Here is a 22,068-nt window from a genome sequence, read left to right as displayed (position 1 = left end):
TCTCATGCATTGCTGGGCTTTGCCGACTGATCGACCCGCGAGCGCTTGTCCGATGACAGATAGCGCCCGACAGGCACTTCGAAGAGATAATAGCTGGCAAGCCCGACCAGGGTGGACATGACGATCATCACCACCACGAACAGCATGTCGCTCTGCAGCGTGCCGATCACCCAAGGATAGACCATGCGGGAGCCTGCCAGCGTAAAGATGTGGGTGAGGTAGATGGAATAGGAGGCATCCCCGAGGATGCGCAGCCAGCGCCAGGCCTTGAGATCCGGGATCCGGATGGCCGTTGCAAAAAAGATGATGAAGGCCGCCGGAATACCGATGGTGATCAGGCGCGGCAGATCGAAGGCGCGATAGTCGTTGAACACCAGGACGGCAAAGCCGAGGGCGAGCGCCAGAATGACGGTAGGTGCCGAGAAGGCGATCCCTGACTTGTAGATGCGACCGAGAATGACGCCGGCGACGAATTCGAAGATGACCGTATCGCCGTAAAAGCGCGCTGCCGTGCTCTCAGGCGCCATATTGGCGGCCAGGAAGATGAGACCGATGAGAGCCGTGATGGCCAGGATGCGATGACGCACCGGCACGAGAAGGCAGAGCCCGAACAGGAGATAGAAATACATCTCGTAGTTCAGCGTCCAGCCCGGAACGATCAGCGGCGCGATCATCTCGCCTGCGGGATCGGAGGGATTGATCCAGGGCAGGAAAGCCAGCGAGGCAAGGATGTGCGGAATGTCGAACTGGGTGGATTTAAGAATCTGCGGAACGATCAGGGCGACGAATGCAGCGGCGAGCGTCACAGCCCAGTAGAGTGGCACCACGCGACGGACACGTTTCCACCAGAAATCGGCAACGGTCTGCGGCTTGTCCGAGGTGGTGATCCACATGACGAAGCCGCTCAGAACGAAAAACAGATCGACCCCGCTCTTGCCGAACAGATAATCCGTGATCCAAGCATCCGGATTGAGTTTCTCCAGCTGCAGGATCGCATGAAAATAGACGACGAGCAGAGCGGCAATCGCCCTGATATACTGCAATTGAACGCACATGAGTGTTGGCAATCCGTCGGATAAGAACCCTGCACCGTGGTCTGCTTATAGCCTTCGAGCAGCACAATTGTCCTGCCAGACCTTGCAACGCGGTTAACTGCGCTCTTTCTCTGCGACGCGCATGTGGCCGACGAGCAGCCAGAGAAGCGAGGCAACCTTGATCGAGAAGATTGCCGTTCCCCCGATCATCATGTTGAGGGAGATAAAGATGCCAAGCGCAAAGGCACACCGCTTCTGAGCCGCGGTCTGACCCGCCGGATAAAAACTGACAAAGAGCCAGAAAGTCAGGAGCCCGAAGACCGTGCTGGCATTGATCACGTAGATATAGCCGCTGTCGGCAAAGCTCGCGATATTGCTCACATCAAGTGCCAGCAGCTCGACGAAATCGAGGCTGAAGAAGCCTTTCATGGTCAGCACGATACGCCCGTCGAACGTGTCGCCGCTCGCATCCGGACGCATTAGGTAGACCAGAGCCCCGGCGCAGATGACGACCGGCATGATGAACGGGCGGATGCCATTGCTGGTCTTTGGAAACAGGAAATAGCCGAACAGGCAGATGAACGCGAAAGCCAGCATGCTGCGCGAGTCATTGGTCAGAAGGATGAAGGCAACCGTTGCCAGAATGAGAACGCGGTCGAAGCGCGTGATCTGGTTGAACCGGCTGACGAGATAGATGCAGAGCACGCCGGAGAAATTGGCAAGCGAGACCTGCTCAAGAAACAGCGACGAGGTGCGGTGGTCGCTGAGCCCGAAAGAGAAGCGCCCCGGGATATTGATCGCATTCTGAAAGATCTTAGCGCCCCCAAACGCGACCTGCTCCAGCCCGCGCGTGTTGGTGAAATAAAGCGCCGGATAAAACAGATCCTCGTAGATGCGGGTAAAGAAGATCTCGACCAGCAACACCGACAGAATGAAGGCGCAGCAGACCCGGAAAACGAAAGCGAGACTGCGCCTGTTCGTCATCATGCCAAGCTGGCAGAAGACCCCGATGATCAGGATGTTGCGGAAGAAGTCGACGAAGGCCGTGCCATTGACAACAGAGGTATAGACCATGACCAGAGCGAAGAAGCCGACCAACGCCACAATCGGCAGCGCTTCCTCGGACAGTCCGCGATACAGCAGATAGAGCAGCGTAACGAAGAGCAGCGTGATTTCGACCAGCGCGACATGGGAGAAGCCGAGCGGCATGACATGCGCGTTGATGATGGCGAGACACCCATTATACATCACCGCCAGGGGCACGACGACGCGCACAAGCCGACCGTGCTCCCGGACGGGCTCGGGTACGGACCGGGTCAATGGGTCTTGAAGGGTGCCGATGCTCATGAGCAAGGGGTAACCGACTCGCGGCAAGGCGAGAAGTGGAAGTAGTTCTGAAGGCTTCATGGTTGAGCGCCCTAGCCAATACGGCACAACCAGCTAGAACGGCCGGCCCCAGCGCTTTCGGTGTCCCATCAGCGCGGCGGAACGGCACAAACCTAAAGAGTTGAGTCAGTTGGAGGGACTCTCCACCAGGTGGTCAAGCGCTACCGCGCACGATACCGCCCCACTCTCACCTAGGTGGAAATAGTGCTCAAAGAGGATGACATGGCGTAAGCTGCCTTCGAGTTCAAAAAAGCTGAAAGCCTCTTGGACATTCCTCTCGCTGAAAGCCATACAAGGTTTGCTTGACAGACAAGGAGCAATCTTGGAATGCCCAGCGAGTTGCCGCAGTGGCGCCCAAGTGCTAACGAGCCGTGGCCACAGGCCGACCATTTGGACTGCGGCCATTTTGGCTGAACGGGAACCATGATTGCGAAAGCTCAACAACCAGATTGAGTGAATGACGGCGAACCATTCGATGTGATGTTCGACGTGTTCCTAAAAAATGGCAAAGAGCTTGCCGAACCAAGGAGCTGACGCTCATTTTGTAACTAGAGATGTTCTGGAATCTCTCGTGCTCGGTCTCAGTGATTTTTTCGGAGATTTTAAACACCATGACCATAAAGCGCCTGTCTGATATGTTTGTTTCAGCATGTGCGGCGCTGGCCTTCGCAATCCCGATGGCAATCGTTGCGCTTGCGGTGCGTCTGACCTCGCCGGGACCTGCGCTCTATTGGTCCAAACGCGTAGGCAAGGGTAACAGCATTTTCCTGATGCCGAAGTTCCGAACCATGCGCACCGACACGCCCGTCGTCGCCACCCATCTCCTGAACGATCCCTCAAAACATCTTACACCCATTGGCGGCTTCTTGCGGAAAAGCAGTTTGGACGAGCTTCCTCAGCTTTGGTGTATCCTCAAGGGCGAGATGAGCCTAGTCGGCCCCCGGCCAGCCCTTTTCAACCAGGATGACCTCATCACAGCCCGCACAGCGGCAGGGGTTCACGCTCTCAAACCCGGGCTCACAGGCTGGGCTCAGGTAAATGGCCGGGATGAACTGGAAATTCCCTTGAAAGTTGCCTATGACGCCGACTATCTGCGACGTCAGAGTTTCATGTTCGACCTGTGGATATTAATCCTTACGGCACTGAAGGTCGCCGGAGCCAGAGGCGTAGCCCACTAGAGCGGACAACCCGTCAGAAAGTATCGGCGATAGCCCATGACAAGAGCCGACCTCGTTCAGCACCCTTTCATCCGCGCGATACGCGAACGGATCATACGGACGCCGCGCCCTTGGAAGCGGGTGATAATGATTCTGATGGACGCCGTCCTGCTTCTGGTCGCGATATGGGCATCCTATGCCTTACGCCTTTCCAACTGGTCGCCAGCGATAACTCCTGAACGTGTCATTCTGGCATTCTTCGCCGTCGCCGTGGCAATACCAGTCTTCATTCGCCTAGGTTTATACCGGTCAGTCATCCGCTATCTGCCGGAAGCAGCGATCTGGACGGTGCTGCGTGCGATGATGATCGCAACGATGTGCTGGGTCATCATCATCTTCCTGACCGAGATGACTGGCAGGGGTATCGTACCTCGCTCGGTGCCGGTTCTCTATTTCGCGCTCGGGACCCTACTGATCGGCAGCACTCGCTTTGCTGCCAAATGGATTTTGAATGCAGGCACCGGCATGCGCCGCGATGAAGAGCCGATCTTCATCTATGGCGCTGGCCCCAGAGCCGCTCAGCTGGCACGTGCGCTGCGCGGGCATGGAAACCGCTACGTCATGGGACTGATTGACGACGATCCCGCCAATCACGGCCATGATGTGGGCGGGTACCGCGTCTTCCCGCCTCGGGACCTGCCAATACTGGTCGAACGCTACGGCATTCGGGAGATTGTGCTGTCTATGTCATCGATACCGGCAGACGCGAGACAGGCGGTCATTGCCCGCGTGTCAGGGCTCGGGATCAAAATCCGGAGCGTACCCGATATCTCCGACATCGTCGACGGTCGCTACATCGTAAACCAGATCCGCGAGATCGAAATCGACGAACTCTTGGGACGCTCCTTCGTCCCACCAGACAACGATCTACTGGCGAGGGCACTAAGCGGCAAGACGGTGATGGTCACCGGTGCCGGCGGATCCATTGGTTCAGAACTCTGTCGATTGATCGCAACCTGGAAGCCGGAAAAGCTGGTGCTTTTTGAAGCGAGCGAATATGCCCTCTACCGCATCGAACAGGAGCTGATGACGAAGGGCGGCCCTGACATAGTGCCCGTTCTCGGCTCGGTCACTGATGAGCAACTGGTGCGACGGACGATACGGACACATCGGATCGAGGTTCTCTATCATGCAGCAGCCCACAAACACGTCCCGCTCGTAGAAGCGAACGTTCTGGAAGGTATTCGTAACAACGTCTTTGGCACCCAGACGCTTGCTCAGGCTGCCGCAGCGGAGAACGTCCAGAGCGTTGTCCTTATCTCCTCCGACAAGGCTGTTCGCCCAACAAACGTCATGGGGGCAACTAAGCGTTGGGCCGAACTCATTGTGCGCCAACTCGCAATCCAGGCCCGCAGCAGCGGCAGCAAGCAGACCTTTTGTGCCGTCCGCTTTGGCAATGTCATCGGCTCCAATGGCTCGGTTGTACCGCTCTTCAAGGAGCAGATCGCCAAGGGCGGTCCAGTCACCGTCACCGATCCGGATATGACGCGGTACTTCATGTCCATCCCGGAAGCAGCCGAGCTGATCGTGCAGGCGGGTGCGATGTCGGAAGGCGGCGACGTCTTCCTGTTGGACATGGGCGAACCCGTGCGCATAGGCGATTTAGCAGAAAACATGATCCGACTCGCGGGCTTCAAGGTCAGGAACGCCGACAACCCCGATGGCGGCATTGCCGTCAAGGTGATCGGCAAGCGCCCGGGCGAGAAGCCTTTCGAAGAGCTCTTCTACAACCGGGACCATGCCAAACCGACGGCCCATCCAAAAATCATGCGAGCGGACGCCTCGACGATTGGTCATCAAGACCTCGAAGGCGCGCTGGTAGCGCTGGAGAACGCCGTCGCGCAAGAGAATGAACAGGATGCGAGAACCGTTTTGTTTTCCCTGATTGATGGCAATGACGCAACTCTTCAGTGAGTGATCGGAACACTCTGACGGGCATTTGGAGACGGGATGAAGTCGACTTTGGTAACCGGAGCGTCAGGCTTTGTGGGAAGTTTCCTCATGAAGGAACTTCAGCGCAATGGGATCCCGACGATAGGGGTCTCCCGTACTGAAAAGGCTGGCCTCCTGAAGATCCCGAGCTACGGCGAGGAGATGGACTGGGCCCCCATCCTCGAAAAGGTTGATACGGTCATTCATCTCGCCGCACGCGTACACGTGATGAAGGACCGTGCCTCTAACCCTCTTTCCGAATTCCGGCTCGCAAATGTGGACGCGACGCTTCATCTGGCCCGTGCGGCGATAAAGGCGGGTGTCCGGAGGTTCATCTTTGTCAGCACCATCAAGGTGAATGGCGAGACGACCCGACCAGGCCAGCCGTTTAGATCGGACGATCCCCGCAAACCTGAGGGGCCTTATGCGGTATCGAAGGCGGAAGCCGAAATCGCGCTCCTCGAACTGGGCAGGCAAACCGATCTTGAAGTCGTCATTTTGCGTCCAACGCTGGTTTACGGCCCGGGCGTGAAGGGAAACCTGGCGGCGTTGAAGAAATGGGCACGCTTCCAGCTGCCTTCGCCGTTCGGAGCCGTCCAAAATCGCCGCTCGCTGGTGCACCTGTCAAACCTATCAAGCGCGATCATGGCCGCCCGACGAGAGCCAAGATCTGCCGACCAAGTCTTTCTGGTCGCAGACAGTACCCATATCTCCACACACGAGCTGCTGTTGGACCTTGGATGGAAGCGCCCACCGAGAATTCTCGACTTCGTCTTCGCATGCACTTTCCTCGCTGCTTTGGCCGTACCACGTTCGACACGAAACAGGCTTATGAGCAATCTCGAAGTGGATGTTGAAAAAACCCGCACTCTGCTGAACTGGGACCCGCTGCCATTCGTCAGCCAGAGCACCTTTCGACCGTTACACGACTAACGACCTTTCCTTCACACTAGGCTTGGAAGTGTGGTCAATGTATTGGCCCATATGTCCGCAAGGTCTGGTCTATGACCTGCTCGACAGAGTATTCGGCGATCACCATTTTGCGGGCTTCTTGGCCGGCGAGCGCCAGACGGTCCGGCTTTGAGAGCAGGCCCTCAATGGCTCTCGCCAATGACTCCGCGTTCCTCCGTTCGACCAGCGCACCAGTTCGACCGCTTTCGACCAGTTCACGGCATCCGGGCATGTCAGTTGTAATGATCGGTCGACCGACCGACATCGCCTCAAGAAGGATCTTAGGAACACCCTCGCCGTAATAGGTCGGAAGACAAACCACCGTGGCCTCAGCCAGCGTGTCGGCCATGTCGGCTCTGTGGCCCCACCATTCAATGGTGCCCTCGCGATTCCATTTTACCAACAGCGTCTCGGGCACCGAAGCCGCATTCTCACAATCGGGCCGGCCGACCAGCACGAAACGGACATCCGTCTTTTCCTTGACCTTGATCGCCGCATCCACGAATTCCTGTACTCCTTTCGGCCAGATCATCCTGGAGGCCAACATCACGACCGGAACCCCATCAGGGATGGGTCTTGCGGCATACTGCTCCGTGTCCACCCCTGCGCCGCGCACAAGGACAGAATTTCCTTCGAGTAAACCGCAGCCACGAGTCATCACATCTAGGTCGTTCGCATTCTGAAGAATGACCCGCGTGTTTTCTCTGTTGAGCAACAGGCGAAACAGTCCCTTGACCAGAGGTCTGAGCAGGCGTGCCTTTAACCCGCTGTCCGAGAATATTGAACCAAGCCCGCCCAATGCGGCCACGAACCGCGGCACCTTTAAGACATGGCTACAGATTGCCGCGTAGATGACAGGCTTGATTGCAACTGCATGTACGACGGTCGGTTTCTCTTGTCGAATGATGCTAAGGATTTCCGATAGGCATTTGATCTCGTTCCAGATGTTAGCACTAGACCGCTTCATCTGGGCGAGTGGCACCACGCGCAGTCCGAGAGCCTCCATGGCTGTCCCATGAGTAGACACCCGTGTGGCAACGACGACACCATACCCGGCATCTCGTGCCGCCAGCGCCAATGCGAGGCGATGGGACATGAAGTACCAGTCCTCGGAAACTAGGAAGAGGAGCTTGGGTTTCGCGGCTGCATGCGGGATCGAGGGTTTGGAATTACGACTCAAGGAAAGCCTCCCAGTCATCGAGGACGGCATCCAGCCGGGGACCCGGCACATGCGCCAGAGCGCCCAGTGCAAGCGACGACCTGCGCTGCTCATCCTGCATCATCGCTTTCAACCCCTGCGCCAAGGCTTCCGGCCGATTGGGGTGTGGATCGATCAGGATGCCGTTCAGCCCGTCGGCAATAATGCTGTTGGTACCTGGACAATCGCGAAAGCCGACGGCCGGCAGTCCGTGAGCCATCGCCTCCACCGTGGCCAGTCCTTGGCTCTCGTACAGCGATGGTATGACATAAAGCTGCGCCGCCGTGTATTCCGCACTCATATCCAAGACGGCGCCCGGCATCTCTACGCGGCCAGCAAGGCCCAGTCGTTTGATCTCGTGCTCAAGCATCGACCGCTCGTCTCCTTCGCCGAGAATACGCAGATGCCAATCGGGCATGGTTTCGGCAATGACAGCGAAGGCCCGGATGAGGGTGACGTGGTCCTTTTGTGGATGTAGCCGGCCCACCGCCAGCAGCCGTTTTGAACGCCCGAACGCAAAGACGTCGGCTAACTCGGTACCTGTTCCTGATACCGGGTTCTCAACCACGGTCATCTTGCGGCGGATCCACCACGGGTAGGCATCCTTCATCTGGGCAGAGACGGCCGTGAAGCGATCGATGGCCGGAACAGAGGCGTTCAGCACGCCCCACTTTGCCGGAGAAGATCGGTAACGGGCCGGGACATTGTGTTCGCTCGCCCTCACGGCAGCCCCACTACCCAGCAGCGCGAACGCGGTTGGAACGTAACTAGACGGCATGAATGCAACGATCTGTGTCGGCTTCATTCGAAGGATGGCGCGTCTCAGTGCCAGAAGTCTTACAGGATGGAGGGATTGCGGGCCCAAATCATGCTTTGGCACATCTTCCCGCAGGGGATAGAACGACCTAGCACCGGGGGGATCGAAGGTCACCACCTCGATGTCGTAACCGCGAGTTCGAAGCCCTGACGTAATCTCGACGAACACGCGTTCAGCGCCTCCCCCGGGCGTCTCAAGAGACTTGACGATGAACGGGATAGTCATCGTCCTGCGCCCTCGCGAAGAACTGCCTCCCAACGATCGAAGCAGAGCTCGGGCCGGTAGCGTTTCATGGCCAAGACCGCGTTTCTACCCATCTGTTGTCGAAGCGCATCATTCGACATCAGGCTGGCCAGAGCGTCGGACAGCGCATCGACGGAACCGTTTCCAGGTGCAAGTCTACCCGTTACTTCCGGTGTGATCAGATCGGGCACGCCCGCGCACCCCTCGAAGCCGACAGAGGGCAATCCATGAGCGAGCGCTTCAGCCAGCGCGTTTGGAAAGCCTTCCCAACGCGACGGAAGGCAAAAGAGATTGGCCGCAGCATAGGCCTCGGAGATCCTATCCGTCTTACCCGGCATGACTACCCGGTGGGGGTCTAGGGAAGAGTTTTTCAAGGCATTCTCTAAAGCCGATCTGTCTTCCCCCTCGCCCACAACCCTTAGGTCCCAGAGCGGAAACTGGGGCGCAATTTTTGCGAAGGCTTGGACAAGCGCCGAGTAGTTCTTCTGGTAACTCAGCCGGCCCACCGACAACAGGGTGTAGCGTCCCTCAAGGCTCGGCACATCTGGTTGGGCATGCTGGGAAGCCTCCGGGACCGGGTTGGGGGTCTCGACGATCAGGTCTTGCAGATTGCGGGGATAATATTCCCTGTATCTGTCGAACTGCACGGTTATTCTGGCGGCGAACTGAAACGTCCAATGTTCCAGTTTCCTCAGCCGCGTATTGTTTGCATGATCATAAAGGGTCGGCGCCGTTCTCTCGGCCGCTACAAGCGGAATCCGAAGCCCCCAAGTGTAGCCGAGCATCGCCCGAAACGGCCCGCCTTGAAAGCATGTGACGACATCCGGCTTGAAGCCCGTCACCATGCGGCGGACCTTCGACACGCGCAGCAGCCGCTCGGAAAGGCCTGCGCGTCGGCTCGGATCGCCGGAAGCCAGTTTGAACCAGGAAACCCTCGGATCGATGGGGTAAAAAGCTACGGCATCTTCGCGGTCCCAACTGAAGAGCGCGACCTCATGCCCTCGCGAAACCATTTCGTTCATAACCGAAATGATCATCCGCTCCACGCCGCCTGCCATATCGTGCAACGCGCGAGCCACGAACAGTAACCTCATTTCTGGCGTTTCCTCATCTGAAGTTCGTGCCGCAAGCGTCTTGGGCCGGTATGGAGAATATGGCGGCTCGCCGCTAGGGGATTTCGGGCAACGATCTGGAGGAACTCGACAAGAAAAGCCGCATATCTGCGCTTGAAGTGCAGGTAACGCAGATTCGGCCACCGGACAGCATAGTGATATCGCCCGATGGATGTCAGATAGCCTTTGTGCTTCCGCGCCAGACTGACCTCGGCGTCCCGGTTGGCTTCCGGACTCTTGTCAACCCCGACCGTTGCATGCTGGCGGAACAGGCTGTCCCGCGTACCAACAAAATACCCACCCGCCAATGCCAACCGAACCGCAAAATCGACATCCTCCACTCGCCGAAGAGTAGGATCGAACCCTCCCACTTGCTCGAACACCGAACGTCGCGCCATGAGCGCGCAGGTTGGCGTTCCTGCTCCGAAGAAGAAGCCCTTAGGGCGGGAATAGAACAGCAGATAGTTTGCCACCGCATAGCCATGCGGCGGTGGCCCCTTTGAACCGATGGCAGCAAGCGGTTTGATATAACCGTTCGGATAGAGCCGTTCACCACCCGCGTAACAGGCCACGAGCAGGCCGGGGCGCGATGCTTCGAGCGCGCGCAAAGTCTCCACCTGTCGCGCGACACGCGTCGGATGGCTTTCATCGTCATCGTCAAAGAAGATAACGAATTCGCCGGTTGCGGCTTCAATAAGGGTATTGCGTGTCGCGGCCGCCCCACCATTTGTCGCGCGGCGAACCAGTCTTGCCCGCCGATCATCCGCAATCAGCGACGCCACGAAGTCAGCCGATCCGTCCGTGGAACAGTCATCCGCAATCAAGATTTCGAGCGCGGGCCAGTCTTGTGAACGCGCGCTCTTCACCGCACGCTCGATCGTCTGAATCGCATTGAAGCAGGTGATGGCAACGGTCACCGTCGGATAAAAATCATTCATGGACAATCACCGCGTGAAATGCGCAAGGTTCGGTTTGCTTGCTCCCCGCCGAATTGCCTGATCCAGCCTATCAGTCGTCAGCACCGGATGTGTCACGAGCAGTTGTAAGAGGCAGATCAGCGCTGAAAATCTCGCGCGTCGCTGCAAGGCATACTTAAATCGCAGAAAACCACTCGCTGCGGAAAAATGGCCCGGAGTGGGAGCAGTTTGCTTGTGTTTCGCCAGCAGCATCAGCTTGTACTTCAATTCATTGTCGAGCGTTTTGTCTGCGCGCGCCGTCAACTTTTGGCGAACCAACGGACTGTCGATACCGACGAAATGCCCCCCCATCAGAGCCAATCTCACACAGAATTCAGTATCTTCCGACCGTCTGAACGCAGCGTCGAACCCGCCGGTCGCGCGATAGGTGGACGTCCTGGCCATCTGAGAGCAGGTCGCGACAGCGCCGAAGCCCTGATCGAGACGCGTCCCCCACAATATCCGCGAAGCGACCGCAGGTCCATGTGGCGCAGACGCCCCCTCGCGGCACCCCATGGTCGGTTCGACCCGTTCAGCCCCGTCGCCGGTCGTCTGCAGCCGCGCCGTATGGCAGATCACCGGCGCCCCCATCGCGAACTTCATTTCATACCGCATAATCCGCGCCCATTGTGCCCCTATACGGCTCGCCTCACTCTCATCGTCGTCGTCGAAAAAGGCCACGAACTCGCCAGAGGCCGCGTTGATGATGGAATTCCGCGCAGCACCAACGCCCAGGTTCTTAGCATGCCGTACCAGGCGCACACGGCTGTCTTTCAGAACAATGCGCTCGACGATCTCGCCGGTCTGATCTGAGGACGCGTCATCCACCACCACGACTTCAAGGTTGGACCAATCCTGCTGCAGGGCTGACCGTACGGCGCGTTCAATATTGTCTTGCGCGTTGAAGGCCGTGACGCCGATGGTGACGAGTGGGGGCATGGGCGGGTAAGGGATCCGGGACGTGTCAGCGAGGGATTTCAAGGCTCGGCGTCAAACCTCTTTAACGACCGGGTTGCTGCCGGGCAATGGCTGGTCTTGTCCCCTGGCACCAAAGGAAAAATATTGCCACAGGATGTGGGTACCGCATAATCCCATCGCGAACAGCACGGGCCCCGGCTGCAACCATGCCTGCGTCTGATTGAAAATGGCATTGACGATAAAGAAGACTGTGAGTGGGGTCCATGCATCCGGAGGCCGGACACTCAGGACCCACAGCCCGACAAGACAGACCGCACCGATGAAACCCATCGCCAGCGCCAGAAGAGCAGGGCCATAGCCGGCGCCGAAACCGACATAGGGCGACTGTACGGTCCCGATCCGCATCCATTCCTCCCGAGTCACGCCATAGCGGTCATTGACGCCCCACGGGTTGGCCTTCACAATCAACTCCGCGAATTTTTCTGGGGTATCCGGATAGCGGGAACCGGGAAAGCCCCCTTCCAGGGTCATCCAGAGCCCGGCCACCGCGCTCAGCGTCCGCATGCGGAATGGTCTCTTAACCTTCCGATCGAAGCAATTCGCTATCCGGCAATCGCTGAATCCGCGCCTGGTTGGCTCAAACAAGGAAATGGAACTCTCTAGATTGAAATGGAGAATAGCACTGTTAGCCGCCCTTATCGCGTGCGATGAAGTGCTGACCACTACGAAATACACTATAACACCACCTATTAACGAAAGGCCGATAGAAGGAGCGATCCTGGATTGTTCTCGCCGCCAACTACCAATGATAAAGAGCGCTTGGATAGCAACAAGGATGAGCCCTATACGCCCGCCGGAAAGGAAGGCTGCTCCGGCCAAGCCGATCGCGAGGAGACGCTGCCGCCTCAAGACGGAGAAGAGGTATAGCGGTGCGAGCCACGTTGTCAGATCATCGCCGAAATACCAGAAGGCGCGCTTATAATATTCGGAGTAAGAGTAAACCTCGCCGACATCGAGCGATGCGCTGAAGGACACCAGAACAGCGACCCCTGTTGCCAGACAAACCAGGACAACTCGTCCAAGCAATGGATAGACAAGGGCTGCGGCAACAAGTACCAGAAAGATTTTCAGGAGGTTAGATCCAAAAATCTCGATCTGTCCCTCCGTCCGCCCTACATTAGCTGACCATATGACGCTTAAGCCTGTGGAAGCTCGAATGCCTCCAAGGGACGTTTTCCCGCAAGTAGGCGCCTGCGGCAATATCTAATTCTAACAGGCGATAGTTTGCCCCTTAACGCAGCATGGACTACCACTGAGCCTGTCAAGACTAACAGAGTTTAGATGGCCCCGATTTGAGAATTCCCTGCACTCTATCGCAAATATGAAAATATAGCCGCGTTTGCCTGCTCCAGCATGAAGCGAGAGACACCTGGAAAATAAAAATCAACGCGAATACATGAAGTCCCGCTTCTTTTTCTTCAAAACGTGTAGAAAACCGTGAACTGCAGGAAGCTTCGTCCTCAGCTTAGCTCGAGCAGCGAAGCCGAACTCCATGAGTCTATACTTGGGCCTTTTAAATTCTCGTTTGAATACCTCCAAAGCAGATTCAATCTCACCGCTTGACGGAACCGGTGGCGACATACTTCGCGTAGTGAAGATTGGCAGCTCCCCCCCACTTAAGAACTGGTCCGAAATCAGCTGATTTTCCCTGACGCTAAAGTCAATTATACGATCACGCAAACCATCTGATATCACATAACGCGAACTAAAATTACTCGACTTACTCAACTCAAGGAGACATTTTATTATGGTGCGCTCGCGATGTACGCTCTTAACACTGCCATCGAGGATTTTTTTGACTTCTATAAACTCGCGCGTGACAGACTCGTTCACGGAAAGACGAGGAGAACCGAAGGCTTCAGAGAGATGGGCTAGACCAGTTCTGTGAATGAAATCAGTGATTGAATTCTGCCCAATCAATTCACTGCGTATATAGGGTACGACCTCTATTTTCGCAGTCGGAAAATTCGTCCGCCAAACTTTTAAGATTCGGCTATATTTCAAGAGTGGCTCCATTAACGTAAGAAACGATTCGTCGTCGCGATAAATCGTTTTTCGTTTCGATAGACCCTGAACTCTAATTGTTTGGCTGATCGCGCTCTCGAACCAATCGACTTGCGGACGCAAATAAACTAGAATTCTTACCGTTTTCCCCGAGAAAAACTCTGAAGCTCGCCTCACTTTTCCTGAATACTTCTCGAAGTAGTCGTCTTCACCCTCACAATCCCATACCCTCGGCTCGCCGCCGAAAAAATGCTCGCCACTCAAGATGATCTTTTTGTATGCACCGTGCGAGTGAAACAATTGCCTATGGAACTCGTCGGCAGTGACGTACGGATATATCAACTTTCCTGCGATCGCATCTGCAAGAAAATTGTGGGCACCAACAGCAATATCAAATCCACCAACATTTACCGACGGAAAGTCAATATCCGCTCTGTTCAGAGCCCTCTTATTAAGCGTCAAAAACGACTGTATGGCTGAGGTGCCGGTCTTAGACTGGCCGATATGCAACAGAACTTCCATGTATGTTCAATCCCTGCATACAATGAGGGGCTTATTCGACTTTCGGCCGCCTACGTAGTCGATCTTGTCAAAACGGCCGCGCAATGTTTCCACCACCCGGTCGACGTCACATAGATTGGGATGCAGCTCGACGACTAGGCACTTCACAAAACTCAGGGCCTTTTGTTTTCCCGCAAGGAAAAGTTCCTCCGCCCCTTCAATGTCAATTTTCAAGACATCTATTTCGCGGCCTTGGCCAGCCGTATCTAACAGAGCCTCAAGAGCTATGCTTTGTACTTCAACTCGACCTGTAGCAGAGACCCGATGACTCATTGAGGGACCATCGTCCGAGAATAAAAGTGTCTCGCCGTTTTTGTCTGACGCGGCCCTATGAATAGTATGCCAAGCACCGCGGGCCAAGGCTCTATTATGTTCTAACACGCCAAATGTCTGAGGGTCGGCTTCGACACTTAAGATTTGTGCGCGGGGGTTGAGCGCCAATGTCCAAAGAGCGAATGTGCCTATATGGGCGCCTACATCGATAACGAGTGGGGCTTGCGCGCCCATGATGTCCGCCTGAAGGAAGCCATACTCATTGTCGCCAAAGACCTCGAAAAGAGCATTACAGTCAATGCGTCTAAACAAAAACTTCTGAGACCTATAGCTCCCTTTCAAAAGTGAGTCGGGCCGTAGTTTCCGAAGCACCACAACACGCAGCGCAGCAAGCCACGAACCTGTGAATGGCTTGAGATTTTTCATGGCTTCTAAGAGCCGAGCCGACCGTGTAATTTTTCTCATTCGTAGTCCTTGATCGAACAGTTTGATGTCAAGATCCAGCTGACCTCATAGCATACGGGCACCTTCTGCGAGTTCTCGAAACATGTCACTGTTGGCCAGTAGTTCATCGTAACGGCCGAATCCAGCAACGCTACCTTGGTTGATATGGCAAATCAGTTCGCAGGACACGATACTCGTAAACCGGTGGGCAACGAGAAGCACAGTCTTTTCCTTACCGAGTTGCTCGATAGCGTCCATGACCGCGGCCTCCGTTTGGTTGTCTAATGCGCTAGTGGCTTCATCAAACACCACGACACTTGGATTTCGATATAACGCCCGCGCTATCCCAAGCCGTTGTCGCTGTCCACCTGACAAGCGCGCCCCCCTCTCACCGATTCTTGTGGAGAAACCCGAGGGTAAGCCGGCAACAAATTCGAATATTTGTGCTTGCCTGGCGGCGCGCTCAACGCTCGCATGATCGACTTCATTTTCGGGAACGCCAAAGGCAATGTTTGCCGTCACCGTGTCATCAGATAGATAGATTTGTTGCGGAACGTAACCTAGGTTTTCTTGCCAAGCACGGACATTGTCGCGAGTAAGAGGAATTCCATCAACAGTAACTTGGCCAGAGGTGGAAAACAGCAGTCCCAGCACCAAGTCGGCGACGGTACTCTTGCCAGCACCCGTAGAACCAACCAACGCAATCCGCCCCCGCGCCGGAATCGAGAGATTAAAGTTGGTAAGTGTGTCTTCCTTTGCTCCTTGGTATCGGAACGAAACTTGCTCAAACTTGAGAGCCCGCTCGAAGGATAGAGGCGTGACAGTACCCTGCCTGCCTGCCACGCAAACAGATTGCATTAGCACGTCGTTGACAAGCTGCTCAAGCGCAGGCAGAGCAAACCGCACCTGTCCGACCGAGCGATAGACGTCCTGGAAAGCAGGAAGCAATCGATATCCAGCGAAGGCAAAGAAGCTGATGAGAGGTAGCATTCGACTAAGATCGTCACCCCTTGCAATACCCCACAAAAGGAATGAGAGCATCGCACCGAAGCCAATCGCCTGTATAACGTAAAACGGCATCTCCCGAGTGCTAAGCATGATTGCTTGGTGACGCGAATAGGTCCGGGAAGGCGTCCGGAAGCGCTCCACGTAGTCGGCCTCGCGCCCCAAGACACGTAATTCCTTAAGCCCTTGGATTGCCTCGGACGCAATCCGGTATTGGTCATCGTTTGCTTGAACCCTCAATCTCCCGCTGAGGCGAACTCGCTTTCGCGTAAGAAGGTCCACGGCAAGATAACTGCTCACGAAGACAATCGCGATTAGCAGGGACGCGGCAGGCTCAACAAAAATCAAAACGGCCACAATCGCGGTAGACACTATAAGGCCCGACAATGCACGCATCGCCGGCATTAGAACGCTGCTAGCAACTGTGGCAACTTCTGACAGTAGCGACTTGGCGAGGCTCGAGCTGTTGCGGTTAAGGAAAAACTCATACGGTTGTCCCATGTAAATTCGCAGCAACCTCAAGCCAATGGAGTGAATGCGCATGAGTGCGAAGCGCTGGATCGCGTAAACAGTCAATGCTCTGAACACGAGGCTGGAGATGAAGGCAACGAGGACAACAGCTCCCAGAAAAACGAGGAAGTCACGCTGATTGGCGAAACCGAAGCCATCATACGCATACGCTAGCCAGACATTCCGCTCGATCAGCGAGGGATCGGTCAGCACCCCGATAAAGGGAAGAATGCTCGCCACCCCGGCAACTTCCAACAGTGCTGCGACAATCATAGTGATCAGAACTAAGATTGCTCTCCTTCTTTCCCCGGCATCGAGGATGGTAGCAAGGTTCTTGATCAGCTTGTTCACTTCATACCCCTTCGGTCGCCGAGTCGGCTAAGTAGCAATCGACTATGAGGAGCGCAACGTCCAACTCGGCATTTACGTCCCAGCAGCGACCATGCCCAAAGCAAATGCGGCAGTCCCGTGTTGACCTAGTGCCCTGGATGATGTCCGATGCAAAAAACGAAGCATTGCGGCCAATTTGCAGAGAGCCCACTCGGAACCAGCAAACCGATAAGGCTAAAGATGCGATCCAATAAAGTAGTCAAAACGAAGCAGGAGAACGATTTTGAGGGGCCTTATCAGATACCTGAATCGGATGAGGTTGGGGCAGCAAGCTGTTTACTTAGAATATGCATACGATTTCCAAAGAAGATGGGGGCAAAACGGCCACCCGCAATTGGTCGACTTGATTGGCAGCAATGAAGCTAACTTCAAAGCGAATTTGAAGGAAATGGCGCAACTACATTCTTTGATCGCCGCGTTTAACAATTCGGGAAATCCGAATCTGGACTTTGATAACAGCTTCATGCCGGTGCTGGATGGGCTATCCGTGGCATGGGCAGCGGCGCGAGCACACAAAGTCTACCTGGAGATTGGCTCCGGCTTCTCGACCATCTATGCACGAGCAGGCATCGATCAGGCAAAGGCAAAAGTCAGCATAATCTCCATTGACCCGCGTCCGCGCGCTGAGATCGACAAATTATGCGACGAGAGCATCAGATCCCCCTTGGAAAGGGTGGATCTAGCTCTGTTCGAAAAACTTGAGGCAGGTGATACCGTATTTTTCGATGGCTCGCATAGATCGTTCACCAATTCAGATGTGACGATCTTCTTTACGGAGGTTCTACCCCGCCTACAGGCAGGTGTGCTGGTAGGCATACATGATATATTCTTGCCTTTCGACTATCCAGAAAGCTGGAGAGCGCGCGCTTACAATGAGCAATACCTTCTCGCCACCCTTCTCCTAGCGAACCCTTCTTACTTTAACATGCAGCTGTGCAACCATTGGATTGGCACTCGTGGCTTGCATCGTAACTCATTGGACAAGATCTGGAACATAGCGGGGACCAAAGCCAAGGAGCGCGCGGGTTCGGCTTGGTGGGGGACCAAAAACTAGAGCCTCTGCGCGGTTAACAATGTTCTTTTTTAGTTCATTGCTGCAGCCCGGCCTAACCCGTTTCGCCCAGCGATTAAGTCAATCAATCCGCACTCGCAACGAAGTGCGGATTGGCAAAGTCAGCATCCATCGACAAGTTGCGCTTGCCGTAAACGAGTGGAACCCCATCGAGGGTGAGCACGTTGCCGCCCGCGGCCCGCAGCACGGCGTCGCCCGCAGCGGTATCCCACTCCATGGTGCGCCCCAGCCTCGGATACACGTCCGCCCTGCCTTCCGCAACGAGACAGAACTTGAGCGACGACCCGACCGAGATCGTTTCGTAGACACGGTGCTCATCCAGCCAGGCCGCAGTCGCGGCGTCAGCATGCGAACGGCTTGCGACCGCGACAAGGCTGGTAGGCCGCTGCCGGACTGCGATAGGTTCGGCGGGCTTACCCTCTTTCGGATGGCGCGCATCAATGCTGCGCTTGGTCGCCGAGGTCCCTGCCCCGGCATACATCACACCGAGCGCAGGCGCGTAGACGATGCCTGCCACAGGGATTCCATCTTCGATGAGTGCAATATTGACGGTGAACTCATCCCTCCGGTTGATGAACTCCTTGGTTCCGTCAAGCGGATCGACGAGAAAGAACCGCGTCCCGAGGTTATCCGGTGTACGACCGGCGGCACACTCTTCCTCGGCGACGACCGGGATCTCCGGATAGCACCGCCGCAGGCCATCCAGGATTATCGCTTCGGCCTCGCCATCAGCCCGCGTGACGGGCGACGCGTCGGCCTTCGTATGGACATGGATCACGTCATCGTAGATCGCCATGATCGCCGCACCGGCAGCGATCGCCAGCGGCTCGATTTCCGACAGCACGCTATCCATCAGTCTCTCCCCGCCAGGAATTCGACGATCTCAAGCGCAATCTCGTCGACCTTCCGGCCAACCGTGCGAACGTGTATGTCGGGCCGTTCGGGCGCCTCGTAGGGAGAACTGATACCCGTGAAATTCTTGATTTCACCGGCCTGAGCCTTCTTGTAGAGGCCTTTCGGATCACGACGGGCACATTCGTCGATGGGCGTATCAACGAAAACCTCGAGGAATTCCCCTTCGTCCATCAGGTCTCTTGCCAGCCGGCGCTCTGCCGCGAACGGCGAGATGAACGCTACGAGCACGATCAGGCCAGCGTCGGCCATCAGTTTCGCAACCTCCGCGACCCGACGAATATTCTCGACACGGTCTTCGGCGGTGAACCCGAGATCGCGATTGAGGCCATGGCGGACATTATCCCCGTCGAGCAAATAGGTGTGCCGCCCCTCCGCGTGAAGCATGGCTTCGACCCGGTTCGCGATGGTCGACTTGCCAGACCCCGATAGACCGGTGAACCACAACACTGCTGGACTTTGCACCTTGATCTCGGCACGTTCCTTCTTCCCGAGACTTGTGCGTTGCCAGTGGACATTTGACGCCCGACGAAGCGGGAAGTCGATGAGACCTGCACCAACGGTCTCGTTAGTGAACCGATCCAGCAAGATGAAATTACCGGTCGATCTATTCTGTTTATAAGCGTCGAATGCAATAGGCCGCTGAAGTGAGAAATTGCAAACGGCGATACCGTTCGTCTCAAGGAGCTTAGCGGCATCGTGAGCGAAGCTGTTGACGTCCACCTCATACTTCAGATTGGTGATCGTGGCGCCAACCATATCGTTCTCGGTTCGCAGCAGATAACTACGCCCAGGCATCATGGGCTTTTGGCCGAACCAGATCAGATGTGCCTGCAGTTGATCGGCCACATGCGGGCGATCACTCGGTGCAGCCAACAGATTTCCTCTTGATATGTCGATTTCGTCCTCGAGCAAAAGGGTGACGGCATCACCGCTTCTCGCCTCTTGGAGAGGCCCGTCCTTCGTGACGATTTCGCTTACCCTCGACTGACGACCGGAATTTGCCACGACCAATTCGTCGCCGACCCGGATTGCACCCGAGGCGACTTGCCCCGCAAAGCCGCGAAAATCGAGGTTGGGGCGGACCACTAGTTGCACCGGGAAACGGAACGGCCCCTCGCCGGAGAGCTCTTCGACCTCGACATCCTCGAGCTGTTCGAGAACGGAAGGCCCGATATACCAAGGCATGTTGATGGATCGTACGGTAACATTGTCCCCATGGCGGGCGGACACGGGTATCGGGCAGATGGATTGGAACCCCAGAGGTTCTGTAAATTGCCGATACTCCGATGCGATTTCAGCGAACCTTGCCTCGTCAAACCCTACCAAGTCGATTTTGTTCACGGCTAAGACCACGTGCCGGATCCCGAGAAGCGAAGCGATATAGGTATGCCGCCGGGTCTGGGTCAGGATGCCTTGACGTGCGTCCACCAGCACAATGGCCAGATCCGCCGTAGAGGCGCCGGTCGCCATATTCCGCGTGTACTCTTCATGCCCCGGCGTGTCGGCGACAATGAACTTGCGTTTTGCGGTTGAGAAGAAGCGGTACGCCACGTCGATCGTGATGCCCTGCTCACGCTCGGCCTCCAACCCGTCCAGCAATAATGCGTAATCGATCTCGCCACCGGCGGTGCCGAATCGCTGGCTCTCATCCTGAAGCACAGCCAGTTGATCCTCATAGAGAGACTTGCTGTCATGCAACAATCGTCCAATGAGAGTGGACTTCCCATCATCGACAGAACCACATGCAAGGCATCTGAGAAGCGACTTCTTCTCGTGTTGGGCGAGAAAGGACTGCACATCTGGCTGCCCCGATTTCAAGTCACCGGCGCCCATCAGAAATATCCCTCACGCTTTTTCTTCTCCATCGAGCTCGCGCTGTCCTTATCGATCATCCGCCCTTCGCGCTCGGACGTACGGGTCACGAGCATTTCCTGAACGATCTCCTCGACGGTCGATGCCGAAGAGACGACTGCAGCGGTGAGCGGATAACATCCCAGCGAGCGGAACCGAACCACCCTTTCCTGTGCACGGTCGGCGAGCTCGACAGGCATCCTGTCGTCGTCTTTGAGAATGAGCATCCCATTGAGCTCGACTATCGGCCTGGCAGCGGCAAGGTAGAGCGGAACGATCGGGATGCTCTCCCGCATAATATACTGCCAGACATCCAGCTCCGTCCAGTTCGAGAGCGGAAAGACTCTAATCGATTCGCCTTCGTTCACCCGCGTGTTGTAGGTTTTCCACATCTCTGGACGCTGTTTTTTGGGGTCCCAGTTGTGCATCGCGTTGCGAAATGAGAGCATCCGCTCCTTAGCTCTGGACTTCTCCTCATCGCGCCGTGCCCCTCCAAAAGCAGCATCGAAACGGTAGTGATCAAGCGCCTGACGGAGGCCGAGCGTTTTCCAAACATGAGTGTGGTGACTAGATCCGTGCACGAATGGATCAATTCTCTCGGCCAGGCCATCTGGATTAATGTGAACGATCAGGTCGAAGCCGAGTTGGTCAGCCATTTGATCGCGAAATTCGATCATTTCCCTAAATTTCCATGTCGTATCCACATGCAGGAAGGGAAAGGGCGGTGGCGCGGGATAGAAAGACTTGAACGCAATATGAGTAAGGACGGAAGAATCCTTACCCACCGAGTACAACATCACAGGTTTCTTGCAGGTCGCAGCTACTTCGCGAAAAATGTGAATTGCCTCAGCCTCAAGTCGGTCCAAATGTGTAGAGCCAGCCAATTCAATTCTCCTTGTGACGAGATATCAGTTGCACGCAGTATCCTAAGCGACCGATGAGGTCAAAGTGACCAGCGGCAAACGGCGCGCAAAGTCGAGGCTCAGACGATCGGCGAGTCCATAGGTTCAGCCCCGCAGTTCGGGGCGGGCCTCGAGATACCATTCGACGAAGGCCTTCACGCCGTCTTCGAGCTTCGTGGTCGGCATGTACCCGGTCAACGCCTGCAGGAGATCCGGGGCAGCATAGGTGCGCGGCACGTCGCCCTTCTGCATCGGCAGCATGTGGCGGATCGCCGGCTGGCCGAGCGCCTTTTCTACCAATTCAACGAAGTCCATCA

The 22,068-nt window shown here is 56.0% G+C and carries 18 protein-coding genes and 1 pseudogene; 4 read left to right on the top strand and 15 right to left on the bottom strand.

From position 1 onward, the window contains the following. Positions 1 to 2 precede the first annotated feature (2 nt). Together C0V73_RS21230 and C0V73_RS21225 are read right to left on the bottom strand one after the other, a co-directional pair. The gene (locus tag C0V73_RS21230; RefSeq protein ID WP_102022021.1) at positions 3 to 1,055 is read right to left on the bottom strand and encodes an acyltransferase; all 1,053 of its coding nucleotides are present in this window, start codon (positions 1,053 to 1,055) and stop codon (positions 3 to 5) included. A 93-nt stretch (positions 1,056 to 1,148) separates the two neighbouring features. After that, positions 1,149 to 2,381, bottom strand: a complete 1,233-nt coding sequence (locus C0V73_RS21225; RefSeq protein WP_143708363.1) for a hypothetical protein — start codon at positions 2,379 to 2,381, stop codon at positions 1,149 to 1,151. Between the two features lie 650 nt (positions 2,382 to 3,031). Here C0V73_RS21225 and C0V73_RS21215 point away from each other — a divergent pair. The 3 genes from C0V73_RS21215 to C0V73_RS21205 are packed head-to-tail and all read left to right on the top strand — an operon-like array spanning position 3,032 to position 6,502. Beyond that, entirely contained in the window at positions 3,032 to 3,598 is a 567-nt protein-coding gene (locus C0V73_RS21215; RefSeq protein ID WP_172450259.1) for a sugar transferase, read from the top strand. A 36-nt stretch (positions 3,599 to 3,634) separates the two neighbouring features. Next, entirely contained in the window at positions 3,635 to 5,551 is a 1,917-nt protein-coding gene (locus C0V73_RS21210) for a nucleoside-diphosphate sugar epimerase/dehydratase (protein WP_102022017.1), read from the top strand. A 36-nt stretch (positions 5,552 to 5,587) separates the two neighbouring features. Further along, the gene (locus C0V73_RS21205; RefSeq protein WP_102022016.1) at positions 5,588 to 6,502 is read left to right on the top strand and encodes an NAD-dependent epimerase/dehydratase family protein; all 915 of its coding nucleotides are present in this window, start codon (positions 5,588 to 5,590) and stop codon (positions 6,500 to 6,502) included. A gap of 34 nt (positions 6,503 to 6,536) precedes the next feature. Here the strand turns inward: C0V73_RS21205 and C0V73_RS21200 are convergent, their stop codons facing one another. The 9 genes from C0V73_RS21200 to C0V73_RS21160 all read right to left on the bottom strand — a co-directional run bounded on the left by C0V73_RS21200 (position 6,537) and on the right by C0V73_RS21160 (position 16,972). Further along, positions 6,537 to 7,718 (bottom strand): glycosyltransferase family 4 protein, encoded by a 1,182-nt coding sequence (locus tag C0V73_RS21200; RefSeq protein ID WP_280951020.1) that lies wholly within the window; start codon positions 7,716 to 7,718, stop codon positions 6,537 to 6,539. Next, positions 7,690 to 8,760, bottom strand: coding sequence for a glycosyltransferase (locus C0V73_RS21195; protein ID WP_102022014.1), 1,071 nt, complete (start codon positions 8,758 to 8,760; stop codon positions 7,690 to 7,692). Before C0V73_RS21195 ends, C0V73_RS21200 begins: the two co-directional genes overlap by 29 nt. Continuing rightward, entirely contained in the window at positions 8,757 to 9,872 is a 1,116-nt protein-coding gene (locus C0V73_RS21190) for a glycosyltransferase family 4 protein (protein WP_102022013.1), read from the bottom strand. Before C0V73_RS21190 ends, C0V73_RS21195 begins: the two co-directional genes overlap by 4 nt. Beyond that, on the bottom strand, positions 9,869 to 10,828 hold the full coding sequence (locus C0V73_RS21185; protein ID WP_102022012.1) for a glycosyltransferase family 2 protein: 960 nt from the start codon (positions 10,826 to 10,828) through the stop codon (positions 9,869 to 9,871). The genes C0V73_RS21190 and C0V73_RS21185 overlap by 4 nt, the downstream gene beginning before the upstream one ends. Positions 10,829 to 10,834: 6 nt before the next feature. After that, positions 10,835 to 11,785, bottom strand: coding sequence for a glycosyltransferase (locus C0V73_RS21180; RefSeq protein ID WP_102022011.1), 951 nt, complete (start codon positions 11,783 to 11,785; stop codon positions 10,835 to 10,837). Positions 11,786 to 11,836: 51 nt separating this feature from the next. Continuing rightward, positions 11,837 to 12,799 carry a hypothetical protein gene (locus tag C0V73_RS21175; RefSeq protein WP_102022010.1) on the bottom strand — a complete coding sequence of 321 codons (963 nt, stop codon included), beginning with the start codon at positions 12,797 to 12,799 and terminating at the stop codon, positions 11,837 to 11,839. Between the two features lie 408 nt (positions 12,800 to 13,207). Then, positions 13,208 to 14,350: a hypothetical protein gene (locus C0V73_RS21170; RefSeq protein WP_102022009.1), complete on the bottom strand. Its 1,143-nt coding sequence runs from the start codon at positions 14,348 to 14,350 to the stop codon at positions 13,208 to 13,210. Between the two features lie 6 nt (positions 14,351 to 14,356). Then, on the bottom strand, positions 14,357 to 15,127 hold the full coding sequence (locus tag C0V73_RS21165; RefSeq protein WP_102022008.1) for an FkbM family methyltransferase: 771 nt from the start codon (positions 15,125 to 15,127) through the stop codon (positions 14,357 to 14,359). Between the two features lie 45 nt (positions 15,128 to 15,172). Next, entirely contained in the window at positions 15,173 to 16,972 is a 1,800-nt protein-coding gene (locus tag C0V73_RS21160) for an ABC transporter ATP-binding protein (protein WP_102022007.1), read from the bottom strand. Positions 16,973 to 17,270: 298 nt separating this feature from the next. On the opposite strand from C0V73_RS21160, the gene C0V73_RS21155 reads away from it, so the two are divergent. Further along, positions 17,271 to 18,065, top strand: a complete 795-nt coding sequence (locus C0V73_RS21155) for a class I SAM-dependent methyltransferase (protein WP_172450255.1) — start codon at positions 17,271 to 17,273, stop codon at positions 18,063 to 18,065. Positions 18,066 to 18,147: 82 nt separating this feature from the next. Here C0V73_RS21155 and cysQ read toward each other — a convergent pair whose 3' ends face one another. The 4 genes and pseudogenes from cysQ to C0V73_RS21135 form a co-directional block, all read right to left on the bottom strand. Then, positions 18,148 to 18,936 (bottom strand): 3'(2'),5'-bisphosphate nucleotidase CysQ, encoded by a 789-nt coding sequence (cysQ, locus tag C0V73_RS21150; protein WP_102022005.1) that lies wholly within the window; start codon positions 18,934 to 18,936, stop codon positions 18,148 to 18,150. After that, positions 18,936 to 20,831: a sulfate adenylyltransferase subunit CysN gene (gene cysN / locus C0V73_RS21145; protein WP_102022004.1), complete on the bottom strand. Its 1,896-nt coding sequence runs from the start codon at positions 20,829 to 20,831 to the stop codon at positions 18,936 to 18,938. The genes cysQ and cysN overlap by 1 nt, the downstream gene beginning before the upstream one ends. Further along, positions 20,831 to 21,733: a sulfate adenylyltransferase subunit CysD gene (cysD, locus tag C0V73_RS21140; protein WP_172450254.1), complete on the bottom strand. Its 903-nt coding sequence runs from the start codon at positions 21,731 to 21,733 to the stop codon at positions 20,831 to 20,833. Before cysD ends, cysN begins: the two co-directional genes overlap by 1 nt. 123 nt (positions 21,734 to 21,856) lie before the next feature. Further along, positions 21,857 to 22,068 (bottom strand): annotated as a pseudogene (locus tag C0V73_RS21135) (UDP-glucuronate 5-epimerase); the annotation flags it as partial.

Origin of the sequence: Rhizobium sp. TH135, from assembly GCF_002855515.1 — a bacterium.
Lineage (GTDB): Bacteria > Pseudomonadota > Alphaproteobacteria > Rhizobiales > Rhizobiaceae > Allorhizobium.
Note: the sequence above shows the minus strand (reverse complement) of the source record. Positions and strands in the feature narration are given on the sequence as shown.

What these genes read in the sequence shown, in the direction of transcription:
- C0V73_RS21215 (WP_172450259.1), top strand. Translation starts at nt 3,032, where the DNA reads ATGACCATAAAGCGCCTGTCTGATATGTTTGTTTCAGCATGTGCGGCG.
- C0V73_RS21230 (WP_102022021.1), bottom strand. Translation starts at nt 1,055, where the DNA reads ATGTGCGTTCAATTGCAGTATATCAGGGCGATTGCCGCTCTGCTCGTC.
- C0V73_RS21165 (WP_102022008.1), bottom strand. Translation starts at nt 15,127, where the DNA reads ATGAGAAAAATTACACGGTCGGCTCGGCTCTTAGAAGCCATGAAAAAT.
- C0V73_RS21205 (WP_102022016.1), top strand. Translation starts at nt 5,588, where the DNA reads ATGAAGTCGACTTTGGTAACCGGAGCGTCAGGCTTTGTGGGAAGTTTC.
- C0V73_RS21190 (WP_102022013.1), bottom strand. Translation starts at nt 9,872, where the DNA reads ATGAGGTTACTGTTCGTGGCTCGCGCGTTGCACGATATGGCAGGCGGC.
- C0V73_RS21200 (WP_280951020.1), bottom strand. Translation starts at nt 7,718, where the DNA reads ATGACTGGGAGGCTTTCCTTGAGTCGTAATTCCAAACCCTCGATCCCG.
- C0V73_RS21170 (WP_102022009.1), bottom strand. Translation starts at nt 14,350, where the DNA reads ATGGAAGTTCTGTTGCATATCGGCCAGTCTAAGACCGGCACCTCAGCC.
- cysN (WP_102022004.1), bottom strand. Translation starts at nt 20,831, where the DNA reads ATGGGCGCCGGTGACTTGAAATCGGGGCAGCCAGATGTGCAGTCCTTT.
- C0V73_RS21225 (WP_143708363.1), bottom strand. Translation starts at nt 2,381, where the DNA reads ATGAGCATCGGCACCCTTCAAGACCCATTGACCCGGTCCGTACCCGAG.
- C0V73_RS21195 (WP_102022014.1), bottom strand. Translation starts at nt 8,760, where the DNA reads ATGACTATCCCGTTCATCGTCAAGTCTCTTGAGACGCCCGGGGGAGGC.
- C0V73_RS21180 (WP_102022011.1), bottom strand. Translation starts at nt 11,785, where the DNA reads ATGCCCCCACTCGTCACCATCGGCGTCACGGCCTTCAACGCGCAAGAC.
- C0V73_RS21210 (WP_102022017.1), top strand. Translation starts at nt 3,635, where the DNA reads ATGACAAGAGCCGACCTCGTTCAGCACCCTTTCATCCGCGCGATACGC.
- cysQ (WP_102022005.1), bottom strand. Translation starts at nt 18,936, where the DNA reads ATGGATAGCGTGCTGTCGGAAATCGAGCCGCTGGCGATCGCTGCCGGT.
- C0V73_RS21185 (WP_102022012.1), bottom strand. Translation starts at nt 10,828, where the DNA reads ATGAATGATTTTTATCCGACGGTGACCGTTGCCATCACCTGCTTCAAT.